The sequence below is a fragment of the Gordonia jacobaea genome (assembly GCF_965344965.1).
Classification (GTDB): Bacteria; Actinomycetota; Actinomycetes; order Mycobacteriales; family Mycobacteriaceae; genus Gordonia; species Gordonia jacobaea.
This window is the reverse complement of sequence record NZ_CBDRLS010000004.1, coordinates 157202-176580: the sequence shown is the minus strand read 5'-3', so window position 1 is coordinate 176580 and position 19379 is coordinate 157202. Positions and strand designations below refer to the sequence as shown.

18 protein-coding genes are annotated in these 19379 nt (G+C 64.6%); 14 read left to right on the top strand and 4 right to left on the bottom strand.

Annotated features, from left to right (window positions below):
* Positions 1–45: 45 nt before the first annotated feature.
* From ACRVY7_RS14905 to ACRVY7_RS14895, 3 genes are all read right to left on the bottom strand, one after another.
* Positions 46–288, bottom strand: coding sequence for a hypothetical protein (locus ACRVY7_RS14905; RefSeq protein WP_049698948.1), 243 nt, complete (start codon positions 286–288; stop codon positions 46–48).
* 62 nt (positions 289–350) lie between these two features.
* Positions 351–809 (bottom strand): hypothetical protein, encoded by a 459-nt coding sequence (locus ACRVY7_RS14900; protein WP_431817622.1) that lies wholly within the window; start codon positions 807–809, stop codon positions 351–353.
* 112 nt (positions 810–921) lie between these two features.
* Positions 922–1251 (bottom strand): hypothetical protein, encoded by a 330-nt coding sequence (locus tag ACRVY7_RS14895; RefSeq protein WP_431817621.1) that lies wholly within the window; start codon positions 1249–1251, stop codon positions 922–924.
* 131 nt (positions 1252–1382) lie between these two features.
* Here ACRVY7_RS14895 and ACRVY7_RS14890 point away from each other — a divergent pair, with 131 nt between their 5' ends.
* The 5 genes from ACRVY7_RS14890 (at position 1383) to ACRVY7_RS14870 (ending at position 6606) form a co-directional block, all read left to right on the top strand.
* Positions 1383–1856 (top strand): NUDIX hydrolase, encoded by a 474-nt coding sequence (locus ACRVY7_RS14890; protein WP_431817620.1) that lies wholly within the window; start codon positions 1383–1385, stop codon positions 1854–1856.
* A 183-nt stretch (positions 1857–2039) separates the two neighbouring features.
* Positions 2040–3074 carry an NADP-dependent oxidoreductase gene (locus ACRVY7_RS14885; protein ID WP_431817619.1) on the top strand — a complete coding sequence of 345 codons (1035 nt, stop codon included), beginning with the start codon at positions 2040–2042 and terminating at the stop codon, positions 3072–3074.
* A 127-nt stretch (positions 3075–3201) separates the two neighbouring features.
* On the top strand, positions 3202–4032 hold the full coding sequence (locus ACRVY7_RS14880) for an aldo/keto reductase (protein ID WP_431817618.1): 831 nt from the start codon (positions 3202–3204) through the stop codon (positions 4030–4032).
* A 196-nt stretch (positions 4033–4228) separates the two neighbouring features.
* Positions 4229–5419 carry an aminotransferase class I/II-fold pyridoxal phosphate-dependent enzyme gene (locus tag ACRVY7_RS14875; protein WP_431817617.1) on the top strand — a complete coding sequence of 397 codons (1191 nt, stop codon included), beginning with the start codon at positions 4229–4231 and terminating at the stop codon, positions 5417–5419.
* The gene (locus tag ACRVY7_RS14870) at positions 5416–6606 is read left to right on the top strand and encodes a serine hydrolase domain-containing protein (RefSeq protein WP_431817616.1); all 1191 of its coding nucleotides are present in this window, start codon (positions 5416–5418) and stop codon (positions 6604–6606) included. The genes ACRVY7_RS14875 and ACRVY7_RS14870 overlap by 4 nt, the downstream gene beginning before the upstream one ends.
* 102 nt (positions 6607–6708) lie before the next feature.
* On the opposite strand, the gene ACRVY7_RS14865 is transcribed toward ACRVY7_RS14870, so the two are convergent.
* Positions 6709–7788 (bottom strand): hypothetical protein, encoded by a 1080-nt coding sequence (locus ACRVY7_RS14865; RefSeq protein WP_431817615.1) that lies wholly within the window; start codon positions 7786–7788, stop codon positions 6709–6711.
* A 357-nt stretch (positions 7789–8145) separates the two neighbouring features.
* Between ACRVY7_RS14865 and ACRVY7_RS14860 the strand changes: the two genes are divergently transcribed.
* From ACRVY7_RS14860 to ACRVY7_RS14820, 9 genes are all read left to right on the top strand, one after another.
* Positions 8146–9783, top strand: coding sequence for an aromatic/alkene/methane monooxygenase hydroxylase/oxygenase subunit alpha (locus ACRVY7_RS14860; protein WP_049698940.1), 1638 nt, complete (start codon positions 8146–8148; stop codon positions 9781–9783).
* Between the two features lie 186 nt (positions 9784–9969).
* Positions 9970–11013, top strand: coding sequence for a 2Fe-2S iron-sulfur cluster-binding protein (locus ACRVY7_RS14855; RefSeq protein ID WP_049698939.1), 1044 nt, complete (start codon positions 9970–9972; stop codon positions 11011–11013).
* Positions 11014–11060: 47 nt separating this feature from the next.
* Positions 11061–12167, top strand: coding sequence for an aromatic/alkene monooxygenase hydroxylase subunit beta (locus ACRVY7_RS14850; RefSeq protein WP_431817614.1), 1107 nt, complete (start codon positions 11061–11063; stop codon positions 12165–12167).
* A gap of 5 nt (positions 12168–12172) precedes the next feature.
* Positions 12173–12511 (top strand): propane 2-monooxygenase effector subunit MimD, encoded by a 339-nt coding sequence (gene mimD / locus ACRVY7_RS14845; RefSeq protein WP_174273062.1) that lies wholly within the window; start codon positions 12173–12175, stop codon positions 12509–12511.
* Positions 12512–12673: 162 nt separating this feature from the next.
* Positions 12674–13735, top strand: a complete 1062-nt coding sequence (locus tag ACRVY7_RS14840; RefSeq protein ID WP_049698936.1) for an amidohydrolase family protein — start codon at positions 12674–12676, stop codon at positions 13733–13735.
* A complete protein-coding gene (locus tag ACRVY7_RS14835) occupies positions 13732–14544 on the top strand; it encodes a metal-sulfur cluster assembly factor (RefSeq protein WP_431817613.1) in 813 nt (270 codons plus the stop codon). The genes ACRVY7_RS14840 and ACRVY7_RS14835 overlap by 4 nt, the downstream gene beginning before the upstream one ends.
* The gene (locus ACRVY7_RS14830) at positions 14541–15566 is read left to right on the top strand and encodes an NAD(P)-dependent alcohol dehydrogenase (protein ID WP_049698934.1); all 1026 of its coding nucleotides are present in this window, start codon (positions 14541–14543) and stop codon (positions 15564–15566) included. Before ACRVY7_RS14835 ends, ACRVY7_RS14830 begins: the two co-directional genes overlap by 4 nt.
* Positions 15567–15750: 184 nt before the next feature.
* Complete coding sequence (groL, locus tag ACRVY7_RS14825) at positions 15751–17400, top strand: chaperonin GroEL (RefSeq protein ID WP_049698933.1); 1650 nt, start codon at positions 15751–15753, stop codon at positions 17398–17400.
* Positions 17401–17586: 186 nt separating this feature from the next.
* A complete protein-coding gene (locus ACRVY7_RS14820) occupies positions 17587–19368 on the top strand; it encodes a sigma-54-dependent Fis family transcriptional regulator (protein WP_064870691.1) in 1782 nt (593 codons plus the stop codon).
* The last annotated feature ends 11 nt before the right edge of the window (positions 19369–19379 follow it).

Genomic DNA, 19379 nt, shown 5'->3' with positions numbered 1-19379 from the left:
CTTACTGTCGCGCTGGCGAATTCGCGGGTGGGTCGTTTGCCGTACTCAGAAGCCCGACGAGCCGCCATCCGACTTCGACGATCGCGATGCCCGGAAGAGCATGTAGCCGCCGTAGATGGCCAGCGCGAAGAGTCCGATCCAGAAGAGTCCCTTGAGTACCGGGCCGATGATCGCGAGCGCAATCAGCGCCACGACGACGATCCCGAGAATCTTCCAGAAGCCCATTCCCGAGCCGTTGTTGTTAGTGCCGTTCGACGATGTGCTGGTGCTGTCATATGAAGTGGTCATGACTCCACGATGCGTGAGATCTGCGGGGAAATCACCTGTTCGGAGCCGATCTGGGGGAAAGATCAGGGGCATCCCCGAGCCGGCTGCGGCGCGGTGTAACTCCACCCCAGCGACCCAGGATGCCGCCACGCGCACCGGTCGCGGAACCAGCCGATACAGATGTCGGCGATCAATTCTGCAGAGGCGCTGACGAGATAGCCGTGGGTGCAGTCGTCGAAGCGGTCATCGAGGCGCCACCGGTTTCGCACCGACCGCGGCACCGAGTAGCCGGCAAGTCGTGGACGCTCCATGAGGCCCGTCGAGAGTCTCACCAGGTAGACGCCGCCATGCAAGACGTGCACTTGAGCGCATTCCACGTCGGAGTCAGGCGTGAGGGTGGTGTCGAGACCCGCGGGTCCGAGATCGAGTACGGCCGCGTTCGGCATTGCGCGCAGCTCTTCGGTCAGCCACGTTCTCGCCTCGGCCCAGGCATGCTCAGCGGACGGCCCGCGCGACACATTGTGCGAAGTAGGGGTGTTCATGCTGCCATGCCTCGTTTCGGCGATCGGATGCGCTCTTACACGCGCACATGACAGTGAAGCACCCGCCACTGACAGATTCGCCGAACACGCGTTCGGCAGCGTCGTGTCGCAGCTACTTCTTCTCCGGCTCGTCGCGACCGAGGGCCGCGTCGGTCTGCGCGTCCGCATAGCCGGGCTTCACGACCCAGTTGGCCTCCACGCCGTCAGCGCGCTTTTGCGCCTCGTACTCCTCGGCGATGTTCTCGTTGTCGACGGTGACCAGCGGCGACCCGCCGAACTCCCGATACAACGCGAACACGACCAGCACCAACCCGAGCGCGGCGCACACCCAGGTGCTCCCCGGGACGCTCGACCAGCCGCGATCGACGACGTCGACGATCGCCCACACAACGCCGACCAGTCCGATGCCCACCAGCACCACGAAGACACCCTTACCGCGCATCGACTGCACCTTTCGCCTGCATGTTCCTGCCCGCACGCTCGACCCGGATCGCTCGTAGCCGATCCTGCCACTCCACCGCACGACCCGAGGACCTACGGCACAAATCGAACCGACCACGGCAAGATGGCGTCATGCCGATTCCTGGATTCATCACCGAACTGCGCTCCCACGTCGGGCATATGCCGCTGTGGCTCTCCGGTGTGAGCGGAGTGGTCCGTGACGATCACGGGCGGATTCTGCTCACTCAGCGCGCCGATACCGGCGAATGGGCGGTCGTGTCCGGCGTACTCGAACCGGGAGAAGAGCCCGCGCGCGCGATCATCCGGGAGATCGCCGAGGAAACCGCCGTCGACGCGGAGGTAGTTCGTTTGACCAGTATCGACGTCACTCCGATGGTCACCTACCCCAATGGCGATCAGACGCAATACCTCGACGTGTGTTTCCTGGTCCGCCACCTCGCAGGCACGCCACGCGCAGCCGACGACGAGAACACCGACGTCGCGTGGTTCGCGCCAGATGCGTTGCCCGCGAACCTGTCCGAGACATCGAAGCTGCGCATCGAGAAGGCGCTAGCAGACACCGCGGAGACGTGGTTTCGACGCTGAGCCAACTCCGCCGACATCGCGAGATCGCCGAGTCGGCCGACAGCTCGCGCGTGAGGTCGATCACGCGCATCGGCCCCGACGCGATGCGTTCGTGATGCGGCGGTGCCCGAGTTCGCGCGATCGACACCGGACGGTGACCTCCGGATCGGAATAGCGCCACGGTCGCCGCGCCTTGAAGCAGTTATGGCCGATTCAACGAACTCAGACTCATCGACTACTGACTCAGCGAAGACACCGACCAACGAGAACACCCTCGACATCGAGTCGGCCGCCGTCACCGCGCGGCAGGCCGTGGCCAACGAGTACGGCGAACCTTCGACGGTCGTCGAGATCGTGAAGGCCGAATTGCCACTCCCCGACCCGGGACAGGTCGTCATCGATGTCATGGCGATCGGCGTCAATCCCGCCGACGCCAAGACGGTGCGCGGGGTGATGGGCACCGACGAATCGAAACTCCCCATTCCCATCGGCAACGAACTCGCAGGTGTCGTCCGCGCGGTCGGCGATCCACTCGACGGTCAGACACCCAGCTTCGCGGTCGGCGACGAGGTCGTCGCGTACCCGATCTCCGGCGCCTACGCCGACCACGTCGTCGTCAACGAGAAGTCGGTCCACCTCAAACCGGCAGGACTCGACGACGAACATGCGGCAAGTCTCCTGCTGGCAGGTGTCACCGCAGCCGACGCGATTGCCACCGCAGGCGTGCAGGCCGACGACACCGTGCTCATCCACGGCGGCGCCGGAGCCGTCGGCGTGATCGCCGTGCAGTTGGCAGGCAAGATCGGGGCAACCGTCATCGCCACAGCTGCACCCGCCAATCACGAGCATCTGCGCGAACTAGGGGCCATCCCTGTCTCCTACGGCGACGGCCTTCTCGAGCGTGTGCAAGCGGCCGCACCGACCCCTGTCACGGCGGCCATCGACACGGTCGGCACCGACGAGGCTGTCGACGTGTCGCTCGCTCTGGTCGACGACCGCGACCGCATCGTCAGCATCGCGGCGTTCGGGCGCGGCGACGACGGCATCGTGCTGATCGACGGTTCCACGCCGCAGAGCAAAGAAAACCGCAGCAACGCAATCGACGACCTCATCGCCGACGCGGCATCGGGCGCTCTGGTGACAGATGTCGCCGGGACGTATCCGTTGGACCAAGCCGCCAAGGCGCTCGACGACATCTTGTCGGCGCATCCGCGCGGCAAGTTCGTGTTGCTGCCCTGACCCCTTCAGATCCATCTATCTCGCCAGGGGTAGGCCTCGGCCACTTCGCCGCGCATGCAGACCGAGCGTGCGCGGAATCCCCCGGCGATCGTGTTCCCACTAGTTCCTTAGACGCGAAAGGTGTTCCATGACAGTCCCACTCATCACTCTCAACAACGGCGTCGAGATCCCGCAGCTCGGTTTCGGCGTGTTCCAGATCGAGCCGGAGAAGACGGTCGACGCGGTGCGCACTGCCCTGGACGTCGGGTACCGCCACATCGACACCGCCGAGATGTACGGCAACGAGAAGCAGGTCGGTGAAGGCGTCAACGGGTCCGACATCCCGCGCGACCAGGTATTCATCACCAGCAAGCTCAACAACGGATTCCACGCATACGACGACGCGCTCAAGGCCACCGACCAGACGCTCGCCGACCTCGGCGTCGACGCCGTCGACCTGTTTCTGATCCACTGGCCGCTGCCGGAGGTCGGAGATTTCGTCGAGACGTGGAAGGCGCTGGAGAAGATCTACGCCGACGGCAAGGCGCGGGCTATCGGAGTGTCGAATTTCCAGAAGCACCACCTCGAGCGGCTGTTCGCCGAGACCGAGATCGTCCCCGCGGTCAATCAGATCGAGGTGCACCCCTATCTGACGCAGGACGATCTGCGTGCGTTCAACGCCGACCACGGCATCGCGACCGAGGCATGGTCGCCGATCGCACAGGGCGACGTCCTCGACGATCCGGTGTTGAAGAAGATTGCCGAGGAGAAGGGCAAGTCGACCGCCCAGGTCACCCTGCGGTGGCACATCCAGCGCGGCGACATCATCTTCCCCAAGTCGGTCACCCGCTCGCGCGTCGAGGAGAACTTCGACCTCTTCGATTTCGAACTGTCCGGCGACGACGTCGCAGCCATCGACGGCCTCAACAAGAACAAGCGCCGCGGCCCCGACCCGGACACCTTCAACTACGTGCCATGACCTGCGGCGCACGCCTGTTTCGCTCCCGCTCGGCCGACCAGCCGAGCGGGAGCGGCGCCCACCGCTGATCGAGCCCCCACCCGCTGATCGAGCCCCTTCCGCTGATCGAGCGGGCGCGAGCGCAGCGAGCACCCGAGTCGAGATCACTCCCCCACCCCGAAACATCCCGCGCGCACCGTCGCGCACAATGAGACGAATGAAGATCTCGCAGCGCGCCCAGGAGGTCGCACCGTTCTACGCGATGGACTTCGCGGGCAGAGCGGCCGCCGTAGAGGCGCAGGGCAGCCCGGTGATCCGGTTGAATATCGGCGAACCCGATTTCGGTGCTCCGCCAGCATTTCTCGCGGCGGCTCGCGAGGTCTCCGACGGCCGTCCGCTGACGTACACGGGAGCACTAGGCCTCCCCGAACTACGCGAGGCGATCGCCGACTTCTATCGCCACCACTTCCGCGCCGACGGCGTGACGGCGGAGCAGGTCGCGGTCACCTCGGGTGCGTCGGCTGCGTTGCTTCTCGCATGCGCGGCGCTGATCGATCCCGGCGACGGCGTGCTGATCGGCGATCCGTCGTATCCGTGTAACCGACAGTTCGCGCAGGCATTCGGCGCGCAGGTCAGCCTGGTGCCGACCGGCATCTCCGATCGATTCCAGCTCACTCCCGACCTCGTCGACGCCGCGTGGTCGGAGAGCACTCGCGGGGTGATCGTCGCGTCGCCGTCGAACCCGACCGGCACGTCGCTCCCCTACGACGACCTCGTCGAACTGTGCCACCGCGTCGCCGCGCGCGGCGGGTGGAGCATCGTCGACGAGATCTACCTCGGACTCTCCGATCCCGGCCCCGACGGCCGGCCGCCCCGCAGCGTCCTCGCCGACCCATCCGTCGGCCCCGATGTTGTTGTGGTGAACAGCTTTTCGAAATACTTCGGCATGACCGGCTGGCGGCTCGGCTGGTGCATTCTGCCATCCGACATGGTCGACGTCGTCGAGCGCCTCGCGCAGAACTTCTACGTGTGTCCACCCACTCCCGCCCAACTCGCGGCGCTGAGCTGCTTCACTCCGGAATCCCTTGCGGTATGCGAAGATCGACGCCGCGAATTCGTCGCTCGACGACAACTCGTGCTCGACGCGCTCACTGCGATGGGCTTGCGTGTGCCGGTCATCCCCGACGGTGCGTTCTACGTGTACATCGACGTCTCCGACACCGGACTTGGCTCGTGGGAGTTCTGCGAGCGCGCGCTCACCGAAGCACACGTAGCACTCACTCCCGGAAAGGATTTCGGCGTCGAAACGGCCGATGATCACGTCCGGCTGTCGTACGCGGCGTCGACCGCCGATCTCACAGAAGGTCTCCGACGCCTCGCCTCATTCGTCGAAGGTCTGGCGCGATGAAGGTCGACGCCGCAGACCTCGACACCGCCGCACTCGACCACATCATCGACGCCGCGCCCGCGGACGGCGCGCTACCCGGCGTCGTCGCAGGTGTCACCACCGCCGAAGACACGATCTACCTCAAAGCAGCAGGTCCGCGGGCCGCAGGCAGCGACGAGGCACTGGCCACCGACGCCGTTCTCGCCCTGTTCTCGATGACCAAACCACTGACCGCGACGCTGGCACTGCAACTCGTCGACGACGCCCTCCTCGACCTCGACGCCCCCGCGTCGGAGTACGCACCCGACCTCTCCGAAATCGGCGTCCTCACCGGGTTCGACGGAGACACACCGGTGGTGCGCGCAGCACGCACTCCTGTGACTACCCGCCAATTACTTACTCACACAGCAGGTTTCGCCTACGACTTCTTCGACGCCGACTGCGCGCGGGCTGTTGCGGGCCTCGGCCTGCCCGACGTGGCAACCGCGACGCAGGCATCGCTGCAGGCACCGCTGATGTTCGATCCCGGAACCCGGTGGGAATACGGGACGAATCTCGATTGGGTGGGCAGGGTCATCGAAGGCGCCACCGGACGCCGACTCGGCGACGTCATGACCGAACGCCTACTCACACCATTAGGCATGCGCGACACCACTTTTCGTCGCGGACCACAGATGCTCGAGCGAAGCGCGAACCTGCACGTGCGCACCGCGGACGGCCACCTCAAGGCCTTGCGCTCGCCGACCTCGCCCGACGACCCCGAACTCGACATGGGCGGCCAGGGCCTGCACTCCACCGCCGGAGACTTCCTCAGGTTCATCCGATTCTGGTTGCGCGGCGGCCGATCCGACTCGGGGCAACAACTACTGCGCCCGGAGACCGTCGGCGACGCAATGCGCAACCACCTCGGAGCGCTCGAGATCACGCCACTTCCAGGCGTCAACCCACGTAAGACCAACGACGTCGACTTCTTTCCCGGCGTTGACAAGGGCTGGAATCTCGTCGCGATGACGAACAACTCGCAGGCCCCGACCGGACGCAGCGCAGGCTCGATGGGCTGGGCCGGGCTGGCAAACCTCTACTTCTGGGTCGATGCCCGAAGGGACATCGGCGGACTCTGGGCCACCCAGCTCCTACCGTTCTTCGACCCTGCCGCCGTCGCCGCGTCGCTGCAATTCGAGCAGGCGGTGTACGACTCACTGCGCTGAGCGCCGCCTGGGGGCATCGAACCGCTGCGGGGCGTCGTAAATATGTGTCGAATTGAAGGATGTGGGTGCTGCAGCGCCCACATCCTTCGATACGACACACATTCATGCGCTCGCAGGTTCGACGATCAGCGCCAACTTCACCAGCCAACGTCGAATCAGTGCCACGACCCTCCCTCCGCGAAGATCGTCCCAGGTCCAGCGCACGACCATGACGCCCATCGCGCGCAGCTCGTCTTCCCGACGCTTCTCGCGCAGCACGACCTCGGTGGCGTCCTCCCCCGGTTTGAGCAGCTTCCCGTACTTCACCTTGCCGTCGAACTCTCCGACGAGGCGCCCGCCCCAGTCGAAATCAGTACGCGCCACGTGCTCGCCGTCGACGTCGCGGAACGTGTGCTGCAGCCGCGCGGCGGGCAGACCCGCCTCGATCATCTGCGCTCTACTCCACGACTCGCCCGGATTCTCCGACCGCCCATCGGCGTGGTGCAGCGCTCGGCGCGCAAGACCCACTCCGCGACGCTTGCCGGTGAGCATCTTCGTCATGAGCTCCCGATCGGCACCGAGCCGCAGAGCCGAGTCAACAACCGCGAGCGCTTGAGCGAACGTCGCTGCCCCGCAGGCGATGTCGACGGCCGTTCGTTCGATCGAGGTGACCAGCACGCCGTCAACCTCGACGAGCTCGTCGTCAGACAACGTCGCGACATGGCGGTGATGGGTGGCGGTTCGAAATCCCGCACCACCCACCGTCGTCGAGTGGACGCGCGTCAGCGTCGGCGAGAGCATCTCGAGACCATGCACCGCCGCGGCACTCTGGTGACTCAGCGCCGCGCGAGGTTCAGCTGCCTCCTCGACTTCCGACTCGCCCGCTTCCGATTCCGCTGCGCCTGACTCGGCCGCCTCCGACTCACCCGAGCCGCGATCCCCCGCGCCCTCACCCTTCGCGGCTTGCACGGACGCGAGCGCGACGAGCCGATGGTGTTCGAGCCGCGTCCGGTCGGCGCAGACGACGAACACCCCGCGGTGGACACGCTCGATCTCCCGTCGACGCAGCGACGCCCGCAGGTCGTTGTCGGTGAATCCAGCGGCAAGCACCGCGTTCCGATGAATGAGCCCGAACCGGTCGGCTGGATAACGAGCAGCCGGATGACGGGCCGTGGAGTTGCGCGCGGCGGAGGGTGAGTGCATGACATATCCGACGCACCCCGAGCTCGCCCGGTTCCAATTCCGCCCACATCCACCCGCGCCCGCGGTAGATGTGTGTCGAACGTAAAGATGTGGGTGCTGCAGCACCCATATCCTTCGACACGACACACATCCTCAACCCGGCTCGACGACGCGCCGCCCACACCCGAGCCGCGACCCCGCTGCCCACGCCCCACGCCCGCCCGCAGCCACCCACCCCCATCGCATGCCCGCTGCGCGATCGTGAATATGTGCCGCGTCTCACAGTGAGACGGTTGTGACGCACCTCACGCGGTTGTATCGAAAGCGCTCCAGTCCAGCCAGGTCGGCACAGCGCCGGCCCATACGAGGAGGCGCACATTGAGCAGGCAGAGCTTGACCAAAGCCCATGCGAAGATCACCGAGTTGTCGTGGGAGCCCACCTTCGCCACCCCCGCCACTCGGTTCGGTACCGATTACACGTTCGAGAAGGCCCCCAAAAAGGATCCGCTCAAGCAGATCATGCGGTCGTACTTCCCGATGGAGGAGGAGAAGGACAACCGCGTCTACGGTGCCATGGACGGCGCGATTCGCGGCAACATGTTCCGGCAGGTCCAGGAACGTTGGCTCGAATGGCAGAAGCTGTTCTTGTCGATCATCCCCTTCCCCGAGATCTCCGCCGCACGCGCGATGCCGATGGCCATCGACGCCGTCCCGAACCCGGAGATCCACAACGGGCTCGCGGTGCAGATGATCGACGAGGTTCGTCATTCGACGATCCAGATGAACCTCAAGAAGCTGTACATGAACAACTACATCGACCCGGCCGGCTTCGATATCACGGAGAAAGCATTCGCGAACAACTACGCGGGCACCATCGGCAGGCAGTTCGGTGAGGGCTTCATCACCGGCGACGCGATCACCGCGGCAAACATCTATCTCACGGTTGTCGCCGAGACCGCGTTCACCAACACCCTGTTCGTGGCCATGCCCGACGAGGCGGCCGCCAACGGCGACTATCTGCTTCCGACGGTGTTCCACTCGGTGCAGTCCGACGAGTCGCGCCACATCTCCAACGGCTACTCGATCCTGCTGATGGCACTGGCCGACGAGCGCAATCGTCCACTGCTGGAACGGGATCTGCGCTACGCATGGTGGAACAACCACTGCGTCGTCGACGCCGCGATCGGCACCTTCATCGAGTACGGAACCAAGGACCGCCGCAAGGACCGCGAGTCCTACGCCGAGATGTGGCGCCGCTGGATCTACGACGACTACTACCGCAGTTACCTTCTGCCACTGGAGAAGTACGGTCTGACGATTCCGCACGACCTGGTCGAGGAGGCGTGGAACCGCATCGTCGACAAGCACTACGTGCACGAGGTCGCCCGCTTCTTCGCCACCGGCTGGCCGGTCAACTACTGGCGCATCGACGCCATGACCGACACCGACTTCGAATGGTTCGAGGAGAAGTATCCCGGTTGGTACAACAAGTTCGGGAAGTGGTGGGAGAACTACAACCGCCTCGCCTACCCCGGCAAGAACAAGCCGATCGCCTTCGAGGACGTCGACTACGAGTACCCACACCGGTGCTGGACGTGCATGGTGCCGTGCCTGATTCGCGAGGACATGGTGACCGACAAGGTCGACGGCCAGTGGCGCACCTACTGCTCGGAGACCTGTGCATGGACCGACAAGGTGGCCTTCCGTCCCGAGTACGAAGGTCGCCCGACCCCGAACATGGGGCGCCTCACCGGTTTCCGTGAATGGGAGACGCTGCACCACGGCAAGGATCTCGCCGACATCATCAAGGATCTCGGCTACGTCCGTGACGACGGCAAGACGCTCATCCCGCAACCGCATCTCGATCTCGATCCCAAGAAGATGTGGACGCTCGACGATGTGCGCGGCATCCCGTTCGGCAGCCCGAACGTTGCGCTGAACGAAATGAGCGACGAGGAACGCGAAGCTCATATCGCCGCCTACATGGCCAACAAGAACGGGGCCGTCACGGTCTGATCCGCGACGGACGCACTCGCCGCGCCGGTCGAGCAAGCCCGAGCTTCGCCCGGCTCGGCGAGTGACCCCGAGCCCCGGGGTAAGGGCGTATCGAGACCACCTCCGCAAGCGTGGTCTCGATACGCCCCCCGGCTTCGCTCGCGGCCCCGACCAGCGCGGACATCCCCATAAAGCCCAGGAGACTTCATGGCCGACACGCATCACATCAGCTTCGAACCCGTCGATATCGAGATGGAGGTCGCCGAGGACGAGACCATCCTCGACGCCGCATTCCGGCAGGGAATCCACCTCATGCACGGCTGCCGAGAAGGCCGTTGTTCGGCCTGCAAGTCGTACATGCTCGACGGCGACGTCCAGATGGACGACTACTCCACATTCGCCTGCAACGACGCGGAAGAAGCCGAAGGGTACGTACTTCTCTGTCGCACATATGCATACAGCGACTGCGAGATCGAGCTCCTCAACTTCGACGAGGACGAACTCCTCGGCGGTGCGCCCATCCAGGACGTCACCACCAAGGTCGCCGCCATCGAGCCGATGACCCGCGACATCGTGTCTCTGAAACTCGACGTCGTCGAGCCGGAGACCGTCGAATTCAAGTCGGGTCAGTATTTCGACCTGTTCATCCCGGGCACCGATGAGAAGCGGTCGTTCTCCATCGCCACCACCCCGGCGACTCCGGATCGGCTCGAGTTCTTGATCAAGAAGTATCCCGGTGGTCTGTTCGCCGGCATGCTCACCGATGGCCTGTCGGAGGGGCAAGAGATCAAGGTGAACGGCCCGTACGGGTCGTGCACTCTGCGCAACGGGCACGTCCTACCGATCGTCGCGATCGGCGGGGGCGCGGGGATGGCGCCGCTGCTCTCACTGCTGCGACACATCAGTGAGACAGGGCTGCACCGGCCGGTCCGGTTCTACTACGGCGCACGCACCGCGTCGGATCTCTTCCTTCTCGACGAAATCGCCACTCTCGGTGAGAAAATCGAAGATTTCTCGTTCACCGCGTGCCTGTCGGAGAGCACCGACGACGCTCCTGACGGCGTCACCGTCATCGGCGGGAACGTCACCGACATCGTCAACGACAACGAAGCGGACCTCGCACGAACGGAGGTGTATTTCTGCGGTCCCCCACCCATGGTCGATGCAGCTCTCGCGCTGGCCGAGCAGCATTCGGTTCCGCGCGACCAGATCTTCTACGACAAGTTCACCAGCCCGGCATTCGACTCCTGATCACGACCATCGCGGTCGAATCAGCCTGAACGACAGGAACGAAAGGTATGTCCGCACCAGCTCAACCGAGGGAACGCAGTTTCCCCTCCATCGAATTCACCGACGCCGAGGCCGGCGCAAGGGAATTCCCGAGCAGCCGCAGCCGAAAGTACAACTACTATCAGCCCTCCAAGAAGCGGGCCACGATCTATGAGGACGTCACCGTCGACGTCCAGCCCGACCCCGAGCGTCACCTCACCCAGGGATGGATCTACGGCTTCGGCGACGGCCCGGGCGGGTATCCGAAGGAGTGGACCGCCGCGCAATCGGACAACTGGCATCAGTTCCTCGATCCCAACGAGGAATGGGAACAGTCGATCTACCGCAACAACTCCGCGGTCGTCCACCAGGTCGATCTGTGCCTGCAGAACGCCAAACGGGCACGGGCATACGACGGATGGAATTCGGCGTGGCTCAAGTTCATCGAGCGCAACCTCGGCGCCTGGATGCACGCCGAGAGCGGCATGGGTCTGCATGTGTTCACCTCGATTCAGCGGTCGGCGCCGACGAACATGATCAACAACGCGGTCTGCGTCAACGCCGCGCACAAGCTGCGCTTCGCGCAGGACCTTGCCCTGTTCAACCTCGACCTTTCCGAAGCCGAGGAAGCGTTCGACGGCTCGGCACATAAGGAGGTCTGGCAATCGGCCCCCGAGTGGCAGCCCACTCGCGAAGCGGTGGAGCGACTGACGGCGATCGGCGATTGGGCCGAGCTGCTGTTCTGCTCCAACATCGTCTTCGAGCAACTGGTGGGCTCGCTGTTCCGGTCGGAGCTCGTCATGCAGGTTGCCGCCCGCAACGGCGACTACATCACCCCCACGATCGTCGGCACCGGAGAGTACGACTACGACCGCGACCTCAACTACTCACGCGCGCTGTTCCAGATGCTCTCGCGCGACGAGAAGTACGGCATCGACAATCGAAAGCTCTTCTCGCGGTGGATGTCCGAATGGGTACCGCGCAGCCTCGAGGCCGCCCGCGCCCTGCAGCCGATCTGGTCGCAGCCGGCCGACAAATCGGTCACCTTCTCATCCAGTCTCGAACACGCGAAGACCAAGTTCGCCGACGTTCTGACCGCCATGGACGTCGATATCCCAGAGGAGCTGAACAAGTGAGCACCATGCAATTCGGAGCCGATACCGAGTTCTCCAACATGTGCGGTGTCACGCTCATGAACACGCCGATCGGTCGCATCGTGGCCGACGTCATGGGAGCCAAGGACGGCGTCGAACTCACCGAGTATCCGTCGATGATCCGTGTCGACGGCGTCAACCGCCTCATCTTCGACTACGACGAACTGACCGATGCGCTCGGCCAGGACTTCGACGGGTCGATCTTCGAGGAGATCAGCTCCACGCACTACGGACGGATGGTCCACCTCGACGACAAGACCATCCTGTTCGCCAGCCCGGAGGACGCCGCCGAGTTCATCGGATTCGACCTCACCGCGTCGTCGTAACGCTTCGCCGCAGGCGCCGAGCCCGTCCATCCGGCGCCTGCGGCGGATCCATAGCGGCGACTCACGTTGCCGCACCGTAGTTTTCCGCTACACCTGACAGCCCCAATCTTTACGACAGCCAGATCATCACGACAGCCCAGATCTCAGAGAGCGAGTGAGAAGATGTACGAGAAGAATGGCGAGAAGTACTTCATCGTCGACGCCCACGTCCACCTGTGGGACGGCCGCGAATCCAATCAGCGCAACATTCACGGCAAACAGTTCATCGACTGCTTCTACGACTATCACCGCAACCTGAGTCCCGAGGAACAGGTGTGGGACTACGACACCTACTGCTACTACGGCCCCGACCGCCTGATGCAGGACCTCTTCGTCGACGGGCCAGCCGATCACGCCATCTTCCAGGCCACGATCCTCAAGGACTTCTACGTCAACGGCTTTGCCCAGGTCGACGACTCGCTCAAGCTTGCGCAGGACAACCCCGACAAGCTCACCTACAACCATGCCTACGACCCGCGCGACGGCGAGGACGGTCTGGTCCAGCTCCGACGCGATGCCGAGGCAATGGACCTCAAGGGCGTCAAGCTGTATACCGCTGAGTGGCATGGGGATTCACGCGGATACAAGCTCGACGACCCGTGGTCGCGGCGCTATCTGGAGGAGTGCCTGAAACTGGGCATCAAGAACGTCCACGTACACAAGGGCCCGACGATCCGCCCGCTCGACCGAGACGCCTTCGACGTCGCGGATGTCGACAAGGTTGCCACCGACTACCTCGATCTGAACTTCATCATCGAGCACGTCGGTCTTCCTCGCCTCGAGGACTTCTGCTGGATCGCCACGCAGGAATCCAACGTGTACGGCGGTCTCGCCGTTGCCATTCCGTTCATCCACACGCGGCCGAGGTACTTCGCGCAGATCATCGGCGAACTCCTCTACTGGATCGGTGAGGACAAGATCCTGTTCTCCAGCGACTACGCGCTCTGGACACCGCAGTGGCTCGTCGAGCGCTTCGTCGACTTCCAGATTCCCGAGGACATGACGGAGTACGCACCGATCACCGTCGAGCAGAAGAAGAAGATCCTCGGACTCAACGCGGCGGCGCTGTACCCACACATCTCGGTTCCCGAGGAACTGCGAATCCCCACCGATGCAGCCGATCCCGGCGTCGACGTCGCCGCTGGTGCCCAGGACACGCCGGCAGCGGAGGCGGTAACCGCATGACCGCGCTCGCACATCGCGGGCAGGCACAGGCATCGGGTATGCCGTTGTCGGACATCGTCATCGAAGCTCTCGACACGGTTGCCGATCCCGAGTTGGATCTGCCCATCACCGAACTGGGGTTCGTGCGGTCGATCAGCCTCGACGACGAGGGTGTCACCGTGCACCTGCGACTACCCACGTCGTTCTGTTCGCCGAACTTCGCCTACCTCATGGCATCTGACGCACTCGATGCCCTGGAAGCGATCGACGACATCGGCCGGGTCCGTGTGATGCTCGACGATCACCACGACTCGGACAAGATCAACGCGGGTCTGGCCGCACACGCGGGTTACAAGGGCACCTTCGGTGTCGAGGCGGAGCAGGATCTCGAGGAACTCCGACTCACCTTCTTCCGCAAGGCACACACCGCCGCCATGGAACGTGCCGTGACACCGCTGATCTCATCGGGCGTCGTCGACGTCGAGGGCTGCACGCACCTGCTGCTGCGCGACATCCCCGACGGACCGGAGAAGTACGCACTGTTGCGCAGACGAGTACAGATCGGACTCGGTGTCTGCCCCAACTGTCGGGTCGTCGTCGATGAGGAGGGGCGAACCCTGAGCGCCGACGAGGTTCCGATGCGTATGCGATTCGCACGGTCGGTGCGAATCTCCATGGAGGGCAACGCACATTTCTGCCGCGGACTGCTCGCAACCCGCTACGCCGACGACGACGAGTGCGACGGAACCAGCGGGCCGGTCATCACCGACCTGCGCCACCACATGTTCGACGCATCACGAACAGCAACCATCACCGGGAGGTCATCATGAGAGCCGTACAGGTCGTCGGCTACCACGACAAGCTGCAACTCACCGAGGTGCCCGATCCAGTGGTGACCGGTCCACTCGACGTGATCGTCCGGATCGGTGGCGCAGGAGTGTGCCGCACCGACCTGCACATTCTCGAAGGGCAGTGGGCCGAGAAGAGCGGCGTCGACCTGCCGTACACGATCGGGCACGAGAACGCCGGATGGGTCGAGGCGATCGGCGATGCCGTCACCAATGTGTCGGTGGGCGACAAGGTGATCCTGCACCCGCTGATCACCTGCGGCCTGTGTCGCGCCTGCCGCGCAGGCGACGACGTGCACTGCGAGAACAACAAATTCCCCGGCATCGACACCGACGGCGGTTACGCCGACTACCTGAAGACAACTGCGCGCAGCGTCGTGAAGATCGACGATTCGCTCGAGCCCGCCGATATCGCGGCTCTCGCGGATGCCGGTTTGACGGCTTATCACGCTGCCGCCAAGGTCGCACGGATGACGCGGCCCGGCGACACCTGCGTCGTGATCGGCGCGGGCGGGTTGGGGCACATAGGGATTCAGGTTCTTGCCGCGATCTCCGGGGTGCGCATCGTGGTGGTCGACCGCAATCCCGATGCGGTGGCGCTGGCCGTCGAGGTCGGCGCGCACGAGGGCATCGTCGCCGACGGCACGCAAGTCGAGAAGGTGCTCGCACTGACCGACGGCAAGGGCGCCGAAGCCGTACTCGACTTCGTCGGTGAGGGCGGAGCGACGTCGGAGGGCATCGCGATGCTGCGCCAGGCGGGCAACTATTTCGTCGTCGGCTACGGGGAGAACATCAACATCCCGACCATCGACGTGATCTCGACCGAGATCAACTTCATCGGAAACCTCGTCGGCTCGTACAACGATCTGACCGAGCTCATGACGCTGGCGGCGGCGGGAAAGGTGAAGCTACACACCGTCACTTACCCACTGACCGAATACCAGCAGGCGCTCGACGACCTCGACGCCGGCCGGGTGCGCGGCCGCGCGATCCTCGTCCCCTGAGGTTTCGACAAGCTCAACCAGCGGAGACAATCCGAGCCGCTGATCGAGCTTGTCGAGATCGCCCCACTCGCTGATCGAGCCCGGAACCGCTGATCGAGCCCGGAACCGCTGATCGAGCCTGTCGAGATCACACAGCCCTACCGAAAACCCCAACCCCCACAACCCAATCGAAAGAGGTGCCAACATGGCCAAGGAGTTGCGCTACAACGCCGAAGCGCGACTGCGGCTGGAGCGGGGCGTCAACGCCCTCGCCGACGCGGTCAAGGTGACATTGGGTCCGAAAGGACGCAATGCGGTGCTGGAGAAACTGACCGGACCGCCGACGATCACCAATGACGGAGTCACGATCGCACGCGAGATCCAGCTGCGAGATCCGTTCGCCAACATGGGTGCTCAGTTGGTCAAGGAAGTCGCAATGAAGACCAACGGCGTCGTGGGTGATGGCACCACGACGGCCACCGTGCTGGCGCAGGCCATGGTTCGTGAGGGACTGCGCGCCGTCGAGCAGGGCGCCAATCCGATGCGGGTGCGCCGCGGTATCGAGCGCGCGGTGACCGCGGTCGTCGGGTCGTTGAACGACCAGGCCGTCCAGATCGGCGGCCGCAGCGACCTGGAACGGATCGCATCTCTGGCCGCAAGCGACGACGAGGTGATCGGCGACGTGATCGCATCTGCTGTCGAGCACGTCGGCAAGACCGGAGTGATCACGACCGAGGAGAGCGACACTCTCGGCCTCGCGGTCGACATCGTCGACGGCATCGAATTCGACCACGGCTACATCTCCGGCTACATGGTCACCAATCCCGAACGCATGGAAGCCGTCCTCGACAATCCCGTTGTCTTGTTGACCAACAAGAAGATCACGTCGGTGCAGGAGATCATGCCCGCGATCGAGGTGGCCAAGCGAGCCGATCGGCCGCTGCTCGTCCTCGCCGAGGATGTCGACGGCCCGGCGTTGCAACTTCTTGTCGGTGGCAACATGCACAAGACGATGCAATCGGTCGTTGTGCGCGCCCCCGGTTTCGGGCATCGACGGATCGCCGAACTCGAAGATCTCGCGGTCGCGCTCGGCGGCCACGTCATCGCCAAGGACACCGGCATCGAGTTGTCCGAGGTGTCGATCGAGCACCTCGGGACCTGCGATCGGGTGACGGTCACCGAGAACGAGACGACGATCGTCGGTGCGCACGGCGACCAGGCGTCCGTCGACGCTCGCGTGTCGCATCTGGAAGCGCAACTGCAGCGAGCTCGAATCGATGCAGATCGCGACGGTCTCGAACTCCGCATCGCGCGTTTGACCGGACGCGTGGCCGTGATCAGGGTCGGCGGCGTGACGAGCGTCGAACTCAAGGAACGCATGCTTCGCGTCGAAGACGCGTTGGCGGCGACACGCGCGGCGGTCGAGGCGGGCATTGTCTCCGGCGGGGGTACAGCGTTGGCACAGGCGCATCGCGCGCTCGAACCGCTCGAGGCGACCGGCGACGACGCCGTCGGCATCGACGTCGTTCGACGGTCACTCGCCGAACCGGTGCGCTGGATCGCCACCAACGCGGGCTACGACGGCGACGAAGTGGTGACGGTCGTGACGGGGCTGCCCCTCGGGCACGGCTTCAACGCGCTCACCGGCGAGTACGCGGACATGTTCGACGAGGGCGTCATCGATCCGTGCAAGGTGACCCGCGCAGCGCTGGAGAGCGCGGCTTCCATCGCCGCACTGTTGATCACCACAGAGACCGCGGTGGTCGAGGAGGTCATGGGCAATCCGGGCGCGATCCCCGCACCCGGATTCGGCGACCTCGCCGAAGGAATGGTGCGCCCGTCCAACATCTACTGATCGCTTGGTAGTCCCCCGAACTGGGCCGGCCGCGATCTGAACTAACCGTTCACGGCGTTGATCGCGGCCGGCCCTTCCCAACGCCGAACACACGCGCACACGACCGGCCGTCAACACATGTCCGTCAGACCATGTGTCGGCTACACTCGGAAGTGAGATATAGATCACAGAGGGGTTACCTACCACGTGATATCCCAGCCACCAGCCCAGGCTCCGACATCACGACACGTCGCCCGCGCCCGCGAGCGATTTCTGAGCGACGACGATGTCGATGTCGACGTCCGCGACGCGATTTTCACGTCGTGGCGACGTTCGCGCGCGCTCAATGTCGATGCCGACCGACTCGAACTCCCCTTCGTGCGTGAACCCAATCCCGAGACCCCCCTGATCGCCGCGGCTCGGCCGGTTCTCGATCAACTCGCCAACGACCTCGTCTCCGAACCGATCAGCATCATCCTCACCTCGCCCGACGGCGTCGTACTCTCGCGTGCCACCGCCAATCGGGGCCTGCAGCAGATGCTCGACGACGTCAGTCTCGCTCCCGGATACAGCTACAGCGAAGAGCACGCCGGCACCAACGGAATCGGCACAGCCCTCGAGACCCGGCAACCGACGCTGGTGAGCGGCTCGGAACACTACGCGGGCTGTCTCGGCCGACTCTCCTGCGCGGGAGTTCCCATCCTCAATCCCATCTCCGGAGCCATCGTCGGCGCGCTCGACCTCACGTGCCTGACCGAGCAGGAGCACCCGTCGAGTCTGTTGCTCTCGCTGGCGAAGTCGGCGACGTCGCAGATCGTGCAGCGCATGGTCTCGCAGGCCAGTGAGCGTGAATCCCGACTCCTCAATGCCTATCTCGCGACGTGTCGGCGGGCTCCGCAGGCGATGGTGATCGGGCTGTCCGGCGACGTCGTGTTGATGAATCGCAGGCTGCGCCACAGCATGAATCCGTCCGACCAAACCGCTCTCCTCGAGTTGGCCGTCGACCATTCCGTCGACGCTCATTCCCTCGACGCAGCGATCCCGCGGGTCAGTGCATTGCCCAGCGGGAGGGTGGCACGGCTGTCACCTGTCGACGAGCACTGCGACTCCGATATCGCGGTCTTCCGAGTTCACCTCGTCGACGGCAGCCCGACCCGACACGCACGCGTCACTCGAACCTCCGCCACCGCCCTTCCCGGCCTCGTCGGCCGAAGCTCGTCGTGGCGTCAGTGCTGCGACAACGTTGCCGGGCACGTGCGCGCCGGACGCTGGATCGCTGTCTCGGGGGAATCGGGCTCGGGCCGCACAGCCGTACTCCGGGCCGCGGCCGAGCGTTTCCTGCCCGGCACGACGAGAGTGTTCAACGCCGACGACTTCGAGTCGCCGGAGACGTTCGACGCCCTCGAAGCCGAACTCGACACCGACGGCTTCGGGGTCATCATCCGTGGCCTCGACCAACTCGACGACGACACCGTGAACGCGATATCCGATCTGCTTCCGGGTCGCGAGCACGCAGGATGGCTCGCGGTGACGACGCTGCCAGACGCCGGGAACGCGGCGTCGGTGCTGCTGCCCTTCTTCGGGCACACCGTCGAACTCCCTCCGCTGCGGCATCGCATCGAAGACCTCCACGATCTGGTGCCGACGCTGCTCAAGCAACTGACCCGCGGACGGGAGTTGGCCGTCGCGCCGAACGCGATGAACCAGCTCAGCAAGTACTCATGGCCCGGGAATGTCACCGAGCTACGACAGATCCTGCGCGAGGTGGTCACTCATCAGCGCACCGGCACCATCGAAGCGGCTCAACTACCTCCGCGCTGCCGCTCGACCAGCAGGCACACCCTGACCAGGATCGAATCGCTCGAACGCGACGCGATCGTACGCAGCCTCGAGGAGAACAACCACAGCAAGGCCGCAGCCGCCGCGGCCCTCGGCATCTCGCGGGCGACCATCTACCGCAAGATCCGGGAGTTCGGGATCAACACCTGACCCCGGTGCGC